The 20013-nt window shown below is 35.4% G+C and carries 16 protein-coding genes; 11 read left to right on the forward strand and 5 right to left on the reverse strand.

All coding sequences use genetic code 11. The features are described 5' to 3' along the window. Nucleotides 1-39 precede the first annotated feature (39 nt). Nucleotides 40-489, forward strand: a complete 450-nt coding sequence (gene argR, locus BLT48_RS12180; protein ID WP_035021874.1) for an arginine repressor — start codon at nt 40-42, stop codon at nt 487-489. A gap of 34 nt (nt 490-523) precedes the next feature. After that, nucleotides 524-2242 (forward strand): DNA repair protein RecN, encoded by a 1719-nt coding sequence (recN, locus tag BLT48_RS12185; RefSeq protein ID WP_089978273.1) that lies wholly within the window; start codon nt 524-526, stop codon nt 2240-2242. Between the two features lie 316 nt (nt 2243-2558). On the opposite strand, the gene msrA is transcribed toward recN, so the two are convergent. The 3 genes from msrA to BLT48_RS12200 all read right to left on the reverse strand — a co-directional run bounded on the left by msrA (nt 2559) and on the right by BLT48_RS12200 (nt 4444). Then, nucleotides 2559-3209, reverse strand: coding sequence for a peptide-methionine (S)-S-oxide reductase MsrA (gene msrA, locus BLT48_RS12190; RefSeq protein ID WP_035021878.1), 651 nt, complete (start codon nt 3207-3209; stop codon nt 2559-2561). Between the two features lie 73 nt (nt 3210-3282). After that, a complete protein-coding gene (locus tag BLT48_RS12195; protein ID WP_081896484.1) occupies nt 3283-3414 on the reverse strand; it encodes a DUF4044 domain-containing protein in 132 nt (43 codons plus the stop codon). 73 nt (nt 3415-3487) lie between these two features. Beyond that, nucleotides 3488-4444 carry a magnesium transporter CorA family protein gene (locus tag BLT48_RS12200; RefSeq protein WP_035021880.1) on the reverse strand — a complete coding sequence of 319 codons (957 nt, stop codon included), beginning with the start codon at nt 4442-4444 and terminating at the stop codon, nt 3488-3490. Between the two features lie 336 nt (nt 4445-4780). Here BLT48_RS12200 and gnd point away from each other — a divergent pair, with 336 nt between their 5' ends. The 3 genes from gnd (at nt 4781) to BLT48_RS12215 (ending at nt 8734) form a co-directional block, all read left to right on the forward strand. Continuing rightward, nucleotides 4781-6214: an NADP-dependent phosphogluconate dehydrogenase gene (gene gnd, locus BLT48_RS12205; protein WP_035021882.1), complete on the forward strand. Its 1434-nt coding sequence runs from the start codon at nt 4781-4783 to the stop codon at nt 6212-6214. 283 nt (nt 6215-6497) lie between these two features. After that, nucleotides 6498-7190: a response regulator transcription factor gene (locus BLT48_RS12210; RefSeq protein WP_089978276.1), complete on the forward strand. Its 693-nt coding sequence runs from the start codon at nt 6498-6500 to the stop codon at nt 7188-7190. A gap of 146 nt (nt 7191-7336) precedes the next feature. After that, nucleotides 7337-8734: a sensor histidine kinase gene (locus BLT48_RS12215; RefSeq protein ID WP_051923428.1), complete on the forward strand. Its 1398-nt coding sequence runs from the start codon at nt 7337-7339 to the stop codon at nt 8732-8734. A 36-nt stretch (nt 8735-8770) separates the two neighbouring features. Here the strand turns inward: BLT48_RS12215 and yidC are convergent, their stop codons facing one another. Both yidC and BLT48_RS12225 read right to left on the reverse strand, forming a co-directional pair. Then, the gene (gene yidC, locus BLT48_RS12220; protein WP_089978279.1) at nt 8771-9694 is read right to left on the reverse strand and encodes a membrane protein insertase YidC; all 924 of its coding nucleotides are present in this window, start codon (nt 9692-9694) and stop codon (nt 8771-8773) included. Between the two features lie 65 nt (nt 9695-9759). Beyond that, nucleotides 9760-10035, reverse strand: coding sequence for an acylphosphatase (locus BLT48_RS12225; RefSeq protein ID WP_089978802.1), 276 nt, complete (start codon nt 10033-10035; stop codon nt 9760-9762). A gap of 302 nt (nt 10036-10337) precedes the next feature. Between BLT48_RS12225 and BLT48_RS12230 the strand changes: the two genes are divergently transcribed. From BLT48_RS12230 to BLT48_RS12255, 6 genes are all read left to right on the forward strand, one after another. Continuing rightward, nucleotides 10338-12416: a DNA topoisomerase 3 gene (locus tag BLT48_RS12230; RefSeq protein ID WP_089978284.1), complete on the forward strand. Its 2079-nt coding sequence runs from the start codon at nt 10338-10340 to the stop codon at nt 12414-12416. Nucleotides 12417-12537: 121 nt separating this feature from the next. Beyond that, nucleotides 12538-14868: a DNA translocase FtsK gene (locus BLT48_RS12235; protein WP_089978287.1), complete on the forward strand. Its 2331-nt coding sequence runs from the start codon at nt 12538-12540 to the stop codon at nt 14866-14868. 261 nt (nt 14869-15129) lie between these two features. Continuing rightward, complete coding sequence (locus tag BLT48_RS12240; RefSeq protein ID WP_089978290.1) at nt 15130-16179, forward strand: BMP family lipoprotein; 1050 nt, start codon at nt 15130-15132, stop codon at nt 16177-16179. A gap of 241 nt (nt 16180-16420) precedes the next feature. Beyond that, on the forward strand, nt 16421-17971 hold the full coding sequence (locus BLT48_RS12245; RefSeq protein ID WP_411155659.1) for an ABC transporter ATP-binding protein: 1551 nt from the start codon (nt 16421-16423) through the stop codon (nt 17969-17971). Then, the gene (locus BLT48_RS12250) at nt 17961-19028 is read left to right on the forward strand and encodes an ABC transporter permease (RefSeq protein WP_176944129.1); all 1068 of its coding nucleotides are present in this window, start codon (nt 17961-17963) and stop codon (nt 19026-19028) included. Before BLT48_RS12245 ends, BLT48_RS12250 begins: the two co-directional genes overlap by 11 nt. Before the next feature lies 1 nt (nt 19029). Then, nucleotides 19030-19989, forward strand: a complete 960-nt coding sequence (locus BLT48_RS12255; RefSeq protein WP_089978296.1) for an ABC transporter permease — start codon at nt 19030-19032, stop codon at nt 19987-19989. The last annotated feature ends 24 nt before the right edge of the window (nt 19990-20013 follow it).

The following is a 20013-nucleotide window of genomic DNA, read 5'->3' on the forward strand; positions in this document are numbered from 1 at the left end:
TTAAATGAATAATAGTGGTTATGAAAATGAGGTGGAAACATGAAAAAAAGAGAACGTCATCGTTTGCTACAAGAGTTGATTAAAGAAAATATTATTGAAAAACAAGAAGACTTTGTACGTATATTAGAAGAAAAGGGTATAGAAGTAACACAAGCAACTATTTCGCGTGATATTAAAGAACTTCAATTAGTTAAAGTTCCCTCTCAAATAGGAGGATATCAATATAGTTTACCGCCTGATATTCAATATGATACATCGAAAAAGTTGGAACGTTTATTTAAAGATGCTTTTGTTTCTATGGATACGCAAGATTGTTTTCTGCTCGTTCGAACCATTCCTGGAAATGCTTTTGCTCTAGGTAGTTTAATTGATAATTCAAATTTTGACAGTGTTTTTGGAGCTATTTCAGGAGATGATACAGTACTGATTATTTGTCGTTCAAATGAAGAAGCACTCCATTTAAAAAATCATTTTATACAATTAATTTAAGCAATCAAGAAAGAAGTATTGGAGGTGTTAAACAGTGCTTCAGGAATTAACCATTAAGGATTTTGCAATCATACAAGATTTGAATCTTAGTTTTAATCGTGGTATGACTGTTTTAACCGGAGAAACAGGAGCAGGGAAATCGATTATTATTGACGCAGTTGGGCTGCTTGCAGGTGGAAGAGGATCCAGTGAATTTATTCGTCATGGTGCAACTAAATGTGTTTTGGAAGCGTTGTTTTCATTAGAAGGAAATTCCACTACTTATAAATTACTAAAAGACTATGATATTGACAGTGAAGAAGATAGTGTGATTATTCAGCGTGACATTCATCGTAGTGGTAAAAATGTTTGTCGAATCAACGGTCGTTTAGTAACGATTGCTACCTTGCGTCTAATTGGAGAATCCATCATTGATATTCACGGACAAAATGAACATCAAGAATTAATGAATCCAGAACGTCATTTAAATATGTTAGATCATTTTGGTGATCAGAAATTAATACAGTTAAAAAAGAATTATCAAGAAACTTATGCAGACTATAAAAAAGTTAAAAAAGCCTATGATAAATGGCAAAATGGAGAACAAGCATTAGCACAACGATTAGATATGCTTCAGTACCAAACAAATGAAATTGAAATAGCTGAACTTCTTGATGGTGAGGAAGAAGAGCTGCTAGAAGAAAAAAATTTATTAGCTAATTATCAAAAAATTATGTCTGCACTATCCATTAGCTATGATACTTTGCAAGGAGATGAAGTCAATGGGATTGACTTGATTGGAAATGCAATGACTGAAATGAGTTCTTTAGAAGAAATAGATGAAAAATACAAAGTCTTGTCAGAAGCGATTTCAAGCAGTTATTTTCAACTTCAAGAAGCTGCTAGCGATATTTTAAGAGAAATGGATCAAACGGCCTATGATGAGGATCGCCTTAATGAAATTGAAAAAAGATTAGAGAGCATCAAACAATTAAAACGTAAATATGGTGATTCTATTACAGAAATCAAAGCATATTATGAAAAAATTGCGGCAGAATTAAATCAAATTATGAATCGTGAAAATCACCTGACGAATATGACAAAAGAGTTATCCCATTTATCGAAAGAATTGATTAAGCGAGGTAGCGAACTTTCTGAAAAGCGTAGAGTGGTAGCCAAAAAAATTGAACAAGCCATTCATGAACAATTAAAAGAATTGTATATGGAGAAAGTGGTATTCGAAGTTCAATTTTTCAAACCGATTCAAGATTTTGCGAGTGAAAATGCACACGAGTCTGGCTTTGATGATGTAGAGTTCTATATTGCTACAAATATGGGTGAACCGTTAAAACCTTTGGCTAGGGTAGCCTCTGGAGGAGAATTATCGCGCATGATGCTAGCTATGAAAACCATTTTTTCTAAATCTCAAGGCATTACTAGTATTATATTTGATGAGGTAGATACCGGTGTTAGCGGTCGAGTCGCTCAAGCGATTGCAAACAAAATTTATATGGTAGCTGTTCATTCTCAAGTCCTCTGCATTACACATCTGCCTCAAGTAGCTGCGATGGCTGATAACCATTTATATATTTCAAAAAGTGTAGAAAATGATCGTACAAAAACGCATGTCAATTCTTTGGTATCTTTAGAAAAAATTGAAGAAATTGCGCGTATGTTAGCAGGTACTGAAATCACAAAACTGACTTTAGAACATGCTAAAGAATTAACTGTTTTAGCGGAAACAGAAAAACAAAGACAAAAGCAATTGAGTTAAGAATAAATAATTCTGTAAACCAATGGACTAAAAGTTCGTTGGTCTACAGGATTATTTTGGCTCTATACTTTTTAGTGTTGATAGCTTAGTTAAATTAAGGACACGAAAATTCTGGAGGAATAGGGTTTGCTTGTAGCCATGCATTGAATTCAATGTGAATTATATAGCGTTAATGCTTTAGCAGTTACGCTATATTTGAGGCTTGAAAGCTCTGAAGACTACAGGCTTCAGGCGATTCCATGGCTCTCCACAAGCAAATCCGTCTATTCCAGAGGAATTTTTTTTATCAACACCATTTCCTAGGTGTAGAAGCAGTTTACCATCGAATACTGGCAAGGAGTTTTTCTAAAATTTTTTTTTCATTGTCACTCAATCCCCAAAATTCAAGTTCCTTTTTGATATCTGTTAAAAGTCCGTATTCTCGAACAAAACCGTTCAAACGTGCAGCAATAGTTGAATTAATATAGTCAGTATACGTTGGAAAAAGATTGCTTACTTCCTCAAGAGCTTTAGGATAACGTTTCATAAAATATTTTTGATGGTGATCTTCTGCTCGGTAAAAATGAGTGTATGGGAGAATTTCAGTCTGTATTTGCTTATTGTATTTCTTTTCCCACTTACTTTTGACCTGATCAGCAATTTTTTGTTGTTCGGAATTATGATAAAACAAAAGTGAAAGATACTGGCGCCCCTTATAGTTGCGGTCTTTAACAGCATCATGACTGTCCCAAAATAAAGTTAAAATATCTGAGTAACAAATAACCTCAGGATCAAAATCAATTTCTAGCGTCTCAGAATGATCTCCAATGGATCTATAAGTAGGATTAGGTAAAGTACCGCCAGCATAACCAACGCGTGTTCGAATGACACCAGGGAGATGACCAAAACGACTATCGGGTCCCCAGAAGCAGCCCATACTAAAGGTAGCAGTTTGAGTGTTATTCGCTTGTCTATCAAAAGTTGTCATATTGTAAACCTCCAAATATAAAAATAAAAACCACCTGAAACGATTTTAGAAAAATCATTTCAGATGGTGAGCTCTAACTCATAGTAATTAGTTTAGCTAAAACAGGTATAAATCCTGCAGCTAACATTGCGATCAGCATGATCCAGACAAAAACTTTAGTGAAGCGTTGAGTTTTTGAGACTGATTTTTTGTTTTTTGTAGCCACGAGGTAATCCCCCACTTTCGTATGGATATTTCCTACAGTTTACATCAAATAAGCAGAAGGAATCAATAGGCTATTAAAAATAATCTTTTTTTCTTAGTATCCAAACGGTTAATCCACATATTGCAAGACTGATGAAGCAAAGTATCCAAAAAGCACCTGGAGTGTCTTCAAATGGGAGTGTCACGTTCATTCCCCAAAGTGCTCCGATAATATTTGGGATGGTCAAAACAATGGTGATGGACGTTAATACTTTCATAATATTATTTAAATTATTTGAAATAACAGAAGAAAAGATAGCACTGATCTGTTCTAACATTTTATTTGATTGGCGAATCATTGCTTCGGCTTGTTGATTTTCAATGACCACATCATGTAAAAAGGAAAGAATACTTTTATCTGTATTGAAACGCTCAATAGCTTTTAAACGTTTAAAAATCGGATGATTGCTTTCAATGGCAGTACTAAAATAAACTAAACTTTTTTGAAGAGACATTAAAACAAATAGTTGACGGTTTTTAGAAGTCTTTGTAATGGTGTCTTCTAATGTTTCGATTTTAGCATTAATTTCTTTTAAATAAGTAATGTAATCAGAAGAAATGTGCCAAGCAATATCAAGTAAAAATCGTTCTTGATTTGCACTTGATATTGGAAAATTAGGCTTATTATCAATCATACTTGAAATAAAACCAGGTGTATGAACAGCAGCCGTAATAACGGTTTTAGCTGTCATAATAACTGCTAAAGGTCTGGTAACATATTCAGTATCGCTTGAGTTACTGGTTACTTTTAATGGATAAAGAAACAGTGCTAATGAAGAACTCTCGCTTTCATCTAATTCTAAATTTTCATGTCTTGAAACCTCATCTGGATCTAATACACTAGAAAGGTAATCTTTTGGGAACCCAAAATGTTTAACCACTCGATTGATTTCATCAGATGTCGGATTAGATAGGTGTAGCCATTCCACATGAGTAAACTCAGTGTCATGGACAACTTTACCGTTAGTTGTTGTATAATAAGAATGAATCATAGCAAACGCTCCTTGAAATAAGATTAATAGAAGATACGATTAAGAAATAAACTTTACTCTACTTAGTTTACACTAAGCAAGGTAAAAAAAGGTGAAAAGTATGTTTTGTTAAAAGGAAAATTGCACTATCACTCAGAAAACACAAAAACTTTTGAATAAAAATGGTTAAATCGTATTTTTAACTTGAAAATGGTTGTAACATGAGTCAAAAATAAATTAACTTAACAGAATATATGAAACAACTTTTCATTTCTCTCTTTTTTTGCTAGGATAGTAAGGGACAAAGAAATAATAATCAATTAAATAGAGGTTGAAGAGAAGGGAGTTCAAATAAACATGAGTAAGCAACAAATTGGTGTAGTTGGAATGGCTGTTATGGGGAAAAACTTGGCTTTAAATATTGAAAGCAGAGGATATTCCGTATCAGTTTACAACCGTACGACTTCTAAAACAGAAGCGGTTATTGCAGAAAATCCAGATAAGAAATTAGTATTGACTCGCACAGTTGAAGAATTTGTGGATTCTCTTGAAAAACCAAGACGTATTTTGTTAATGGTACAAGCAGGTAAAGGAACGGATGCAACCATCCAATCTTTATTGCCACATCTAGATGAAGGAGATGTATTGATTGACGGAGGAAACACCTTCTTTAAAGATACGATTCGACGCAGTGAGGAACTAGCAGAATCTGGTGTGAACTTTATTGGAACAGGTGTTTCTGGTGGAGAAGAAGGCGCACTTAAAGGGCCAGCTATCATGCCTGGTGGACAAAAAGAAGCTTACGATCTTGTTGCACCTATCCTTGAACAAATTGCTGCTGTAGCTGAAGATGGTGAAGCTTGTGTTACGTACATCGGACCAAATGGAGCAGGTCATTACGTTAAAATGGTCCACAATGGTATCGAATATGGTGATATGCAATTGATTGCTGAATCTTATCACTTGTTACGTAACGTCGCAGGTTTATCCGTTGAAGAAATAGCTGAAGTATTTGCTGAATGGAACAAAGGCGAATTAGATAGTTTCTTAATTGAAATCACAGCAACAGCTTTAACTAAAAAAGATCCTGAAACTGGAAAACCAATGGTCGATATCATTTTAGACCGTGCTGGTAATAAGGGTACAGGTAAATGGACATCACAAAGTGCATTAGACTTAGGTGTTCCGCTTCCTTTAATTACAGAATCTGTTTTTGCACGTTACATTTCGGCTTTAAAAGAAGAACGTGTTGAAGCAAGTAAAGTGTTACCAAAACCTGCTCGTTATTCATTTGAAGGAGACAAAGCTGAATTAGTTGAAAAAATTAGACAAGCTTTATACTTCAGTAAAATCATGAGTTACGCTCAAGGATTTGCACAAATGCGTACAGCTAGTGAAGAGTATGATTGGAATCTACAATACGGTGAAATAGCTAAAATTTTCCGTGCTGGATGTATTATCCGTGCCCGTTTCTTGCAAAAAATTACAGATGCTTATGATCGCAAAGCAGATCTTAAAAACTTGATGTTGGACGATTACTTCATGGATATCACTAAAAATTACCAAAACGCTGTTCGTGATGTGATTGGTATTGCTGTAAAATCAGGTGTACCTATCCCAACGTTCTCTTCAGCAATTGCTTATTATGATTCTTATCGTACGGCTGATTTGCCTGCAAATATCATTCAAGCGCAACGTGATTATTTCGGAGCACACACATACGAAAGAACAGATAAAGCTGGAACTTTCCACTTCGACTGGTATGGAAATGAAGGAGAAGAACAATTGTAAGACGTTTTTCTAAAATAGAGGATAAAAAAGAGACTGAAATTATATTTTCGGTCTCTTTTTGTATGACAAAAAATAATGGAAATTCTAATCAAATAATAGACAACTGTCGAATTGCTTAAGAAACTCTTAAAGAAGAGTTTTAAGCTTCTCATTTATTTCTAATTTATGGTAAAATGATAACGGACACATTAAAAATTGATTGTGAAAAACTAGTTATCATGGTATCGTAACAAGAGCAAAAGAGACAAAAATAGGGATTTTAGAGGAGCAGGTGTACACTAACATGAACAAAATTTTAATTATTGAAGATGAAAAAAATCTAGCTCGTTTTGTAGAACTAGAACTAAAACATGAAGGCTACGCAACAGAAGTTCGTTACAATGGACGCACGGGATTAGAAGCTGCAGTTGCAGAAGATGCACATTGGGATGTTATTTTATTAGACTTAATGCTACCAGAATTAAATGGAATAGATGTTTGTCGTCGTATTAGACAAGTAAGTAATATGCCTATCATTATGATGACTGCTAGAGACTCAGTTATTGACCGTGTATCTGGTTTAGACCATGGTGCAGATGACTATATTGTTAAACCGTTTGCTATCGAAGAATTATTAGCACGTTTGCGCGCATTATTCCGTCGTATTGAAATTGAAAGTGAACAAAATATCACAAAACAAACAACAGTTACGTATAGAGATTTAACGGTTGAAAAAGAAAACCGTGTCGTACGTCGTGGTGATGAAGTTATTGAATTAACTAAGCGTGAATATGAATTGCTGCTAGAGTTAATGGAAAATGTGAATGTGGTTTTAGCTCGTGACGTATTGTTGAATAAAGTTTGGGGATACGAAACTGAAGTTGAAACAAATGTTGTAGATGTATACATTCGTTACCTAAGAAATAAAATTGACGTTCCAAATGTTGACAGCTACATTCAAACTGTTCGCGGAACAGGTTATGTGATGCGTTCGTGAGATTCTCGTTCTATGACAAAGATAAAAAAAGAAAGAAAAGAAAACGATTATCCTTAAAATGGAAATGGACTGTTGGAGCAACACTTGCAATATTCTTAACGTTTTCGATTTTTTCATTTGCTATTTTTGTAGGATTTAGACAAATTATGTTCACGCAAGAGGAAGAAAATTTTAGAGAAGTTTTGTTTGGAGCAACTAGTCGTCTAGTTGATGAAAATAAAATAACCGATAGTGATTCTACATCTTTATCAAAGGCAACTGTTTACTCTGCTTTTAATCCCTCTTACTTTCCAGATATTATGGAATTGAATGGGGAATATGATCAAAGAAATACAACTTTTGAAGATTCTGGAAATTATGAAGATACTTTATATGCCAAAATGAATGAAGAAGATGTCATCGTAAGAGTCTATACTCCAACACCGCGTTTGCTTTTTGAATCAAAACTAGGCGATTTTTCTTTTGAAGAAAGCTCGGAACCCGTTATCAAGATGATCGATGTAAATGGCGAAGAAGGTTATTATGGAGTTGCACCTGTTATTTCTGACGAGACACAACAAATTATTGGATATGTACAAGTTATCGATGGGATGTCAGATTACCATAATATGATTGAGGTCACACTTATTAGTTTAATAGCTATGAGTTCTGCGGCCCTTATTTTTAGCGGTATATTAGGCTATTTCTTGGCATCTAATTTTTTGAAACCGATAAAAAACATTACAAAAACAATGAATGACCTTCGACAAGATACGCAATCGACTTCTAGAATTGAAGTAGTTGAAGGAAACGATGAATTGGATCACCTCTCCATTGTCTTTAATGATATGTTAGATAAGATGCAAAAGTATATTGAACAACAGAAGCAATTTGTTGAAGATGTTTCTCATGAATTAAGAACACCAGTTGCTGTGATGGAAGGTCATTTGAAGCTATTAGATCGATGGGGCAAAAATGATCCTGAAATCCTAGATGAATCACTTTCTGCCTCACTACAAGAAATTACTCGGATGAAAAGTTTGGTTCAGGAAATGTTAGATTTGTCCAGAGCTGAGCAAGTAGAAATTCATTATAAGAATGAAAAAACATCTATTAAACCGATTATTCAGCAAACTTATAATAATTTTCAAATGATTCATCCGGACTTTGTTTTTAATTTAGATGATGATATCAATGAAGAGGTATATGTTTCTATTTACCGAAATCATATTGAACAAATTTTAATTATTTTACTGGATAATGCAGTTAAATATTCTACTGAACGTAAAGAAGTCCATATCTCAGTTGCAAATGATGATCGAGAAGTCCAGATTGCCATTCAAGACTTTGGTGAAGGGATGACCCCGGAAGACGCTGAAAAGATATTTAATCGTTTTTATCGTATTGACAAAGCTCGTAGCAGACACAAAGGCGGAAACGGGCTTGGTCTAGCGATAGCAAAAGAATTATTAAGTGGATACAACGGCACAATCACTGTAGAAAGTGTTTTAGACTATGGTTCAATATTTAGAATCACCTTGCCTATCTACAAAGATGACATATAAGAAAAACCACTACTCGTTTAAGAGTAGTGGTTTTTTTTAACGATTTTTTTGTTGTTTGCCGGCATTTCTACCGCGGCCATTTGTTTTATTTGATGGTTGATTTAAAACTTTAGATTGTTGTGCAACAGGCTCAGCTTGTTTAATTGTCCGTTTTGGTTTAACAGGACGTTTTTTAGCTTCTGCTTCAACTTGCGCTTTAATTCTAGGTTTAAAAATGAAATTAGTAATCAATGTTTGGAAGACTGCAAAAATTCCTCCAACAAACCAATATAACCCTAATCCAGCAGGTGATGTAAATGAAACCATTAAAATCATAATTGGACTAACATACATCATTGTACGCATTTGTTTCTTTTGTTCCTCAGGAAGTCCAATCATAGAGACATAAGATTGAACAAAATAGACAGCACCGGCTGCGATAGCAAGAGCAATGTTTTGATCTCCTAAACTAAAGCCTAAGAATGTACTATTTCCTATTTCTTTAGACAAATTGATTGCTTGGAACATAGCTGTAAATATCGGCATTTGAATCAGCAATGGCAAACATCCGATACCACCTAACATACTCATGTTGTTATCTTTATAAAGACTCATGAGTTCTTGTTGAGCAGCAGCTTTTTCTTCAGCTGTAACGGCAGATTTTTGTTTCTTCTGGACTTCTTCCATTTCTGGTTTGATTAAGGCCATTTTTTCTTGTTGGATAATAGATTTTTTTGATTGGCTTAAATTTAAAGGTAAAATAATTAAGCGGACGACTAATGTAATGACAATAATAGCTAGTCCATAACTACCTCCTAATAATTCAGCAAGTTGAATGATTACTTGTTGCGTAGGAACCACTAGAAATTCGTAAATAAAACCACTAGGATTTCCATCTGAGTCATGACCCATACAACCAGACAAAAAAACCATAACGCTTAATAGCGTTCCAGATAAAAGTAATTTCTTGAAATTTTTCATTGTTCACAATCCTTCATTTTTAAAGTAAGTAGCATTACTTACTATACAGGATTCAGGAATGGTTTTCAATTGCTTATTGTGAACTTATATCTGACAGGTAAAGAGGAAAGTTCATCTACATCAATAGAATCAACTTGTCCACTGGGTGAAGGGGAATTTCTTATTTTTTCTATAAATTTATCTATTTTTTCTTCATCACCATTAGCTTCTATATATACGCTTCCATCTGATTCGTTACGAACAATGCCGTAAACCCCTATTTGATCAGCTGCTAATTTGGTTGAATAACGAAAGCCAACGCCTTGAACAAGACCTGTTACACGAATCGAAACCTTTTTCATAGAAATCCCTCCATTATCATTGTCTTCTATTGAAGACTCTATTGGTTTAATAACCGGAAAAAGAAACTCTTTAACTGTTGTAAAAAAAGACCTCATTCTCTGCCTCCTTAATGTAATAGTTGTTTATTCAGTAATTGTAACGAGAGATTTAGGTTCGGTCAATTATTCTTCATGCTAATTAGCAAAAAAAAACAAATTTTTGGTCTTATTGCATTGAGTATAGAGATAACTTACAATGGATGCATAATGGACACAGGGAAAAGTAAATGTATCAGCAGTTTTAAGTAAAGAAAGGACTAAACATGAAGACATTAATTATTGCCGAAAAACCAAGTGTAGGGAAAGAAATTGCACGAGTATTAGGTGCAACACAAAAAAGCAAAACACACATTGAAGGAAATGACGTTATTGTAACGTGGGCATTAGGCCATTTATTGGGATTGAAAATGCCCGAAGATTATAAAGTGGAATGGGCTACGTGGGACTTAAACGTCTTACCGCTTATTCCAGAAAAAATGACAACTAAGCCATTAACAAATACTAGAGGTCAATTAAAAGCAATCAAACAATTGGCTAATCGAAAAGACATTGGTTCAGCAGTCATTGCGACGGATGCTGGACGTGAAGGAGAATTGGTTGCGAGATGGATATTAGAGTATGTTCATTTTAATAAACCAGTAAAAAGACTGTGGATCTCATCTCAAACCGATAAAGCTATTAAAGATGGCTTTAATCAATTGCAACCAAGTAAAAAATACGATACATTATACGATTCTGCAGTTGCGCGTTCAGAAGCGGACTGGTTAATTGGTTTAAACGTTACTAGAGCATTGACTGTGAAGTATCAAGATAATTTATCAGCTGGACGGGTACAAACACCTACATTAGCCATGGTACATAAGCAAGAAGCAAAAATACAGTCTTTCGTTCCAGAAACTTTTTATACGGTGCAATTGACAATCGATGGAAAAAAAGCGGTCTTGCAAGAAGGAGCTCCACGTAAGTTTAACGACCGAGAAAAAGCCGAGAAGCTAGTATTATCGTTAAAAGATAAACCGATAACAGTTGTAGATATAAAAGAAAAGCAGGCGGTTCAACAAGCACCAATGCCATATGATTTAACCGAACTTCAACGCGAAGCTAACCAACGTTACCAATTTTCAGCAAAGAAAACACTTAGTTTAATGCAGACCTTATATGAACGTCATAAAGTGCTCTCTTATCCAAGAACAGATTCAAACTATTTGACTCAAGACATGGTAGGAACTATGAAAGAACGGGTTATGGCGATTCAAGGATTTGCTCCTGAAAAAGCTAAAGAGATTTTGAAAAGAGGAGCTCAAGTAACTCAAAAAGGTGTTTTTAATACTGCTAAAGTGACAGATCACCATGGTATTATTCCGACTGAAGAACACCCGCGTCCAGAAAAAATGGAAGCAGATGAGTTGAAAATTTATCGCATGGTTGTGGAACGTTTTATTGGACTATTTTTACCAGCTTATAAAGTCACTAAGACAACGGTTGTTTTTTCAGTAGCAGATATTTTATTTAGTCTGCAACAAGAAATCGTACTTGAAAAAGGCTGGAAAAAGGATGTTCCAAAACAATCAGAAAATGTGTATAAACTAAACGAGCAATTAATGCGTACAGCTTATACCATTCAAAAACAGTTAACTGAAGCACCAGCTCGATTATCTGAAGGTGCCTTGTTACAAAATATGGAAAAAAATAGTTTAGGAACACCTGCAACTCGTGCTGAAATCATTGAAAAATTGATTAGCAGCGAGTTAATGGAACGAAATCAAAACAAGCTAAGCACAACGCCTAAAGGACAACAATTGCTAACATTAGTAAACCCGGCATTGGTGACTCCTGAACTAACAAGTAAATGGGAGAAGTCGTTGGAAGAAATTTCAAATGGTAGTTTAAAAAAAGAGGACTTCTTAAAAAAAATAAAGCAGGAAACGGCTAGATTAGTAACAGAAATCAAAACAAGCACGCAAACGTATAAAGATCATGCATTAACGAACAAAATCTGTCCTGATTGCGGGGAATTGTTGAAAGAACGAAGTGGCCGTGATGGAAAATTACTTATTTGCAGCAGTTCAACTTGTTCGTATAAACGCAGAAAAGATCCGAAAGTATCTAATCACCGTTGTGCACAGTGCCACCGGAAAATGGAAATTCATGAAGGTAAAAATGGGAATTACTTCAAATGCAAATATTGTAACGTTACTGAGAAATTAGAAGGAAAAAATAGTAAGAAACCCAGCAAACATGAAACAAAGAAGTTAATGCAAAAAATAAATAATCAACAAGAAGAAGTAGAAAGTCCGTTGGCACTAGCTATGAAAGCTGCAATGGCAAAAAAGGATAATTAAATTAAAGCTAGAAAAGGATGGAATAGGGCAAAAATGATTGTCTGTTTCATCCTTTTACTGCATTCCGTTTAAGCGTAATTTTGTGTATAATCAAAGAAGAGTATAAGGAGGGAAGAAAATCGTGGCAGTGAAAAAAAAGACTAGCTCAACTAAAAAGAACGCAAATTATCGTTTCTCTTTTGAAATTATTGGCTTGGTATTTATTATTTTAAGTATTTTTTCAGCTTCAAAAACTGGTTTTGCGGGTGTTTTTAGTGCAAATCTATTTCGCTTTTTTGTAGGAAACACTTTTATCGTAGCATCTATTTTAGTAGGGATCTATGGCGTATATCTAGTATTTAAAGGTAAAGAACCTCCTTTTAAAAACAAACGCATTATGGGTTTTTTACTTATTTACAGCAGCCTGCTGCTAGTATTACATGCCCGTTTATTTGCACCTATCGTCCATTCAGATATGAACATCGTTTCTGCTACTTTTCGTTTTTTTATGACAGATATGGCGAATAACGAAATTACCCAATCGCTTGGTGGGGGTATGATTGGAGCAGTTTTTTATGCGATCAGCTATTTCTTGTTTTCTCAATGGGGGACTTATTTTATAGCAACACTTAGTTGCTTTTTTGGACTGTTTTTATTATTCCAACTATCGTTTAAAACTTTTTTGAAAAGAACTGGACAAGTAGTTCTGCTGATCTGGAAGAAATTAAAAGCAGTTTTAGATTATTTTAAAACGGCTATCCATCAAAAAATAAATAGGTTAAAAGAGACTCCCAAGGCTGAAGGGGTAAAAGCTAATAAAAAAAATAACATCAAACCAGCAGCAACTGCAAATGAAATCGATCAATCAGTCACTGCAGGTAAAAATGAGCAATTGCAGCTAGAAATTGACAGCTATCAAAATCGCGTTGGAAAACCAGCTACTAAGGAAACTATAGACGATTCCTTGGAAGAAAATGAGAATGAAACGATTGATTTTGAGATAGGGGCTGAAAGAGAGAATAAAGATTATCAGATGCCACCTTCACATCTGTTGAATGAAATACCGCAAAATGATCAAACAAACGAGTATGCGCTTATCCAAAAAAATGTAAAAAAATTAGAAGAAACATTCCAAAGTTTCGGAGTGGATGCCAAAGTTACTAAAGCAAACTTAGGTCCAGCTGTAACAAAATATGAAGTTCAACCGGCTGTTGGAGTAAAAGTGAGTAAAATAGTCAATCTCAGTGATGACATTGCTCTGTCATTAGCAGCAAAGGATATTCGAATTGAAGCGCCTATTCCAGGAAAATCATTTATTGGAATTGAAGTTCCTAATAGTGAGGTGAGTTTGGTTTCGTTTAGAGATGTTATTGAAGGTCAAGTTCATAATAAAGAAAAAATGCTAGAAGTTCCGCTTGGAAGAGACATATCCGGAAACATCACTATGGCAGATTTATCTAAAATGCCACACTTGCTTGTTGCAGGGTCTACGGGTAGTGGGAAATCTGTTTGTATTAATGGTATCATCACTAGTTTATTGATGAAAGCTAAACCAAATGAAGTGAAATTGATGATGATTGATCCTAAAATGGTAGAGTTAAATGTATACAACGGGATTCCGCATTTGTTGACACCTGTTGTAACAAATCCTAAAAAGGCAGCTCAAGCTTTGCAAAAAGTTGTTACTGAAATGGAAAGAAGATATGAACTGTTTGCGGCCAGTGGAATGCGAAATATTACTGGATACAACCAGTATCTTCAAAGTCATAACGATGAAAATGGCGAAAATTATCCTATACTACCTTTTATCGTAGTCATAGTAGATGAATTAGCCGACTTGATGATGGTAGCTAGTAATGAAGTTGAAGATGCCATCATTCGGTTAGCTCAGATGGCCAGAGCAGCTGGTATTCATATGATTTTAGCAACTCAAAGACCTAGTGTAGATGTTATCACCGGCATCATCAAAGCAAATGTACCTTCACGCATCGCTTTTGCCGTTTCAAGTGGTGTTGATTCCAGAACAATAATCGATGGCAGTGGAGCAGAAAAATTGTTGGGTAGAGGAGATATGCTGTTTTTACCAATGGGTGAAAATAAACCTGTTCGCGTACAAGGGGCCTTTATTTCAGATGAAGAAGTTGAACATATAGTGACTTTTGTAACGAATCAACAAGGTGCAAATTATGTAGAAGAAATGATGCCGACTGAAGAAACTAAGGCTATGGAGAATGAAGTACAAGATGATGTCTATGATGATGCAGTGGCTTTAATTGTTGAAATGCAGACAGCAAGTATTTCATTATTGCAACGTCGTTTTAGGATTGGATATAACCGCGCGGCTCGATTGATTGATGAAATGGAAATGCGAGGCATTGTTGGGCCATCGGAAGGAAGCAAACCTCGTAAGGTAAACATTACAAGGCTTCCTGGCGATGAACGTCTGGCAGAAACAGATACAGAGCATTATTAAAAGATAACACTCGTTGAAAAGCAATTTATTCAACGAGTGTTTTTTTGGAACGTGCACTTTTTGTTAATCATTTGATCCATAGGAAAACGAAATGGGCACTAATACATTAAAAAACGATTAAAAACTGAACAATTTACTGCTAAAACGTTTTCAATAATCATAATTGTTGTTTATTTTTTAAACTAAAAATGGTACTATAAATGCGAGGATGAATTGATGCTAATTTGATTCATACTAAAAAATTATTGGGGGTTTTTTTGAGTGAAGAGTAGAAATTTTAAGAGTTTATTAACTCTAGGTTTATTGTCAAGTTTAACATTGGCAGCATGTGGTGCTGATGAAGGAAGTGATTCTGCTTCATCTTCGGGTTCAGGAGAAGATTTTTCAATTGTCATGGTTACCGATGTAGGTGGAGTTGATGATAAATCATTTAACCAATCTGCTTGGGAAGGTATGGAAGCTTGGGGAAAAGAACAAGGACTTGAAAAAGGACCAGATGGCTACAACTACATTCAATCTGACGAAGATTCTCAATTTGTAACAAATTTAAATACTGCTCTAAATAGTAAATTTGATTTGATTTATGGAATTGGTTTTAAATTAAAACCAGCAATGGCAGACGTTGCTACACAAAACCCTGATCAAAATTTTGTTATTATTGATGAACAGATCGAAGCAGACAATGTTGCTTCTGTATTATTTAAAGATCACGAAGCTGCATTTTTAGCAGGTGTTGCAGCTGCTGAAACAACTGAAACAGACCATGTTGGATTTATTGGTGGACAAGAAAGTGCTGTTATTGACCGTTTTGAAGCTGGTTTTGTTGCAGGTGTAGAAGAGGTTAACCCAGATATTACAATTGATGTTGAATATGCAGGTTCATTCGGAGACGCTGCACTTGGTAAACAATTAGCAGCTGCTATGTACAGTTCAGGAGCAGATGTAATCTATCATGCGTCAGGTGATACAGGTAACGGAGTATTCTCAGAAGCTATTGATCGTATGAATTCTAACCCAGATGAACAATTATGGGTAATCGGAGTTGACCGTGATCAAACTGCTGAAGGTGAGTACGATGGCGGGAACTTAACACTTACTTCAACTCTTAAAGGGGTAGGTCAAGCTGTTCAAGATATCGCAAATGAATCAATGGAAGACAACTTCCCAGGTGGAGAAATCAGCAACTTTGGCTTAGCTGAAGATAGTGTAGGCATTACTGATGGAGCTTTATCTGAAGAAACAATCAAAACTGTTGAAGATTACAAACAACAAATTATCGATGGTGAAATTACAGTCCCAGAAGCACCGTAATTGTGACTTAGACTAAGCACTTCTTAGGGAATAAATAAAGGTAAAGGACCGGTAACTTATACCGGTCTTTTACTCTCTTATGAGGTAGCACTCTTTCCACGATTTGGCAAATAGATATTCTATTAAAATTACAAGAGAAAATTTGATAAATACTTGTCTGTAAAAGAACTATAATGGATAATGGGTTGAGCAATAGAAAAGGAGTGAAACCATCGTGTCAGAATCAGTAAACGTCATTGAAATGAAGGGTATTACGAAACAATTTGGTACTTTCAAAGCGAATGACAATATTAATTTGCAGCTTAAAAAGGGAGAAATCCACGCTCTTTTAGGTGAAAATGGTGCCGGGAAATCCACTTTAATGAATATTCTTTCTGGATTATTAGAACCAACTTCTGGAGAAATTCTGGTTGATGGACAGGTGGTAAATATCAGTTCACCTAGTGCAGCAAACAAATTAGGTATTGGAATGGTTCACCAACATTTTATGTTAGTGAAGAAATTTACCGTGACTGAAAATATCATTTTAGGAATGGAAAAAACTAAGAATGGTTTTCTGGACAGGGACTCGGCTAAAAAAGACATCAAAGAATTGTCTGAGAAATACGGTCTGCTAGTTGATCCTAGTGCAAAAGTCGAATCTATTTCAGTAGGAATGGAGCAACGGGTAGAGATTTTAAAGACCCTTTATCGTGGAGCAGATATTCTGATTTTTGATGAACCAACAGCGGTATTGACCCCTCAAGAAATTGATGAATTGATCAATATAATGAGAGCCCTAACAAAAGAAGGGAAATCTATTATCTTAATCACGCATAAACTTGACGAAATAAAAGCTGTTGCAGATCGCTGTACAGTTATTCGTCGAGGACAAAGTATTGACACGGTAGATGTTTCAACTACTTCTCCACAAGAATTAGCAGACATGATGGTTGGACGTTCGGTTTCCTTTAAAACAGTCAAGAAAGCTTCTCAGCCAAAAGAAACAGTATTGTCGATTGAGAACCTTGTTGTAAAGGAACATCGTGGTTTAGAAGCCGTAAAATCTTTGAGTTTGGAAGTGCGAGCGGGTGAGGTTGTTGGGATAGCAGGTATCGATGGAAACGGACAAAGTGAGTTGATTCATGCAATAACTGGTTTAGCGAAGACTGAAAGTGGGAAAATTACATTAAATGGGCAAGAAGTCCAAAATAAAACTCCACGTAAAATTACAGAAATAGGATTAGGTCATATTCCAGAAGATCGCCATAAATATGGTCTGGTTTTACCAATGTCGCTAGAAGAAAATATTGCATTACAAACCTATTATAAAAAGCCTTTAAGCAATTATGGTATTTTAAATCAAAAAGAAATAAAGAAATTCGCTTTAAAATTAATTGAAGAATTTGATGTACGTACACAAAATGAAACGACTCCTGCTGGCTCGCTATCAGGTGGGAATCAACAAAAAGCGATTATTGCTAGAGAAATTAATCGTAATCCTTCATTGTTGATTGCTGCTCAACCAACACGCGGACTTGATGTTGGAGCAATTGAGTACATCCATTCACGTTTGATTGAACAACGTGACAATGGAAAAGCAGTATTATTAATGAGTTTTGAGTTGGATGAAATTTTAAATGTTTCTGATCGAATCGCTGTTATGTATGAAGGAAACATTGTTGCTATTGTTGATCCAAAAGAAACAACTGAACAAGAACTTGGTTTATTAATGGCTGGTACTTCTCTTGAAAAAGCCCGTTCTTTGATTAAACAAGGAAGTGGGAAGGAAGGTGTTCACATTGACGAATAAAAAAGATACGCTTAATAATTTATTAGTACCAGTATTATCTGTAGTCTTGGGATTTGTTCTTGGAGCTATTATCATGATTATTTTTGGATACAATCCGATTGCTGGCTATGCTGCAATGATCAATGGTGCTTTTGGTTCTTCATTTTATATTGGTGAAACCTTAAGACAAGCTACACCACTTATTCTAACAGCGTTGGGTTTTTCTGTAGCCTATAATGCAGGATTCTTTAATATTGGAGTTGCAGGACAAGCACTATTAGGTTGGTTATGTTCGGTGTGGGTTGCAAATAGTTTTGTAGATTTGCCTAGCATTATTTTACTTCCTTTAAGCATATTGGGTGGAGTTTTAGCTGGTGCAGTTTGGGCAGGAATCGCTGGAGTTTTAAGAGCCTATTTTAATACAAGTGAAGTTATTGTAACCATTATGTTAAATTATACGGCTCTTTATACAACTAATTATTTGATTCGTAACGTTTTGACAGAGTCAGCAGATGCAACACCACGTATTTCAGAAGGTGCTAGTCTGCGAGCTGGATGGATTACTGAATTAACAAGTAATTCTACATTGCATACTGGGATATTCATTTCGTTAGCCATGGCTGTCATTGTGTGGTTCTTAATGAAAAAAACCACTACTGGATTTGAAATTAGAACAGTTGGATTAAACCCAAGTGCTTCTGAATATGCTGGGATGAGTACTAAACGAAATATCATTATTTCAATGTTGATCAGTGGTGGTTTAGCTGGTTTAGGAGGAGTAATGGAAGGTTTAGGGAATTTTCAAAATATTTTCACGCAAGGTGCAATGCCGACGATTGGTTTTGACGGTATGGCGGTTGCCTTGTTAGGATTGAGTAATCCTGTAGGAATCATCTTCTCAGCTATATTGTTTGGTGCATTGAAAATTGGTGGGAACAGTATGCCGATGATTTCAGGTGTACCAACCGAAGTTGTAGATATTGTAATAGCATCTATTATCTTCTTCGTTGGAGCTAATTACTTAATTCGTTACTTTATTGACAAACGAGCTAGAGTGAATAAAGGAGGAGTGAAATAAGATGGATATTACAAACTTACTACAACTTATTATTTCATCATCGCTTGTTTATTCAGCTCCTCTTGTGTTGACTGCCCTAGGCGGAACCTTTTCTGAGCGTAGTGGTATCGTCAACGTAGGACTTGAAGGAATAATGGTTATGGGGGCATTTAGTTCAATTGTTTTTAACTTAACGTTTGCCGGAACTTTTGGTGATTGGACTCCTTGGATTGCTGCTTTAGTTGGTGGACTTGTGGGTACAATTTTTTCAATGATTCACGCAGTAGCAACTGTTAATCTTAGAGCAGATCACATTATTTCTGGTACGGTTATTAACTTAATGGCTCCAGCGTTAGCTATTTTCTTTACACGTGTATTGTATAATGGTGCTGGACAAACGGATCGTATTACTGAAAGTTTTGGTAAAGTAACGATACCTTTGTTAAATCGTATTCCATTTATTGGTGATATTTTCTTTAAAGGAACTTCTGCACCCGCATTTGCAGGTATTTTAATTGCGATTATTTGCTGGGTAGTCGTCTTTAAAACTCGTTTTGGTTTACGTTTGAGGTCTGTTGGAGAGCATCCTCAAGCAGCAGATACATTAGGAATCAATGTTTACTTAATGAAGTATGCTGGAGTTATGCTATCTGGTTTGCTAGGTGGTATGGGTGGAGCAATCCAAGCTCAATCTATTTCGTTGAGTTTCCAAGCTTCAACAATTGCTGGACAAGGGTTTATTGCTATGGCAGCAATGATCTTTGGTAAGTGGAACCCTCTTGGTGCAATGGGGGCAGCTATTTTCTTTGGTTTTGCTCAAAGTTTAGGGGTTATCGGAAACTATATTCCAATTATCCAAGATATTCCAAGTGTATGGTTGCAAGTTGCACCATATGTTATCACTATTATTGTATTGGTCGGAGTAATCGGTAAATCTGAAGGACCAGCAGCTGGTGGTAAAACGTATATTAAATCAAAATAATCATTTTGTTGGCAGTAACGGACA

The sequence above is a fragment of the Carnobacterium viridans genome, from assembly GCF_900102725.1.
GTDB classification, from domain to species: domain Bacteria; phylum Bacillota; class Bacilli; order Lactobacillales; family Carnobacteriaceae; genus Carnobacterium_B; species Carnobacterium_B viridans.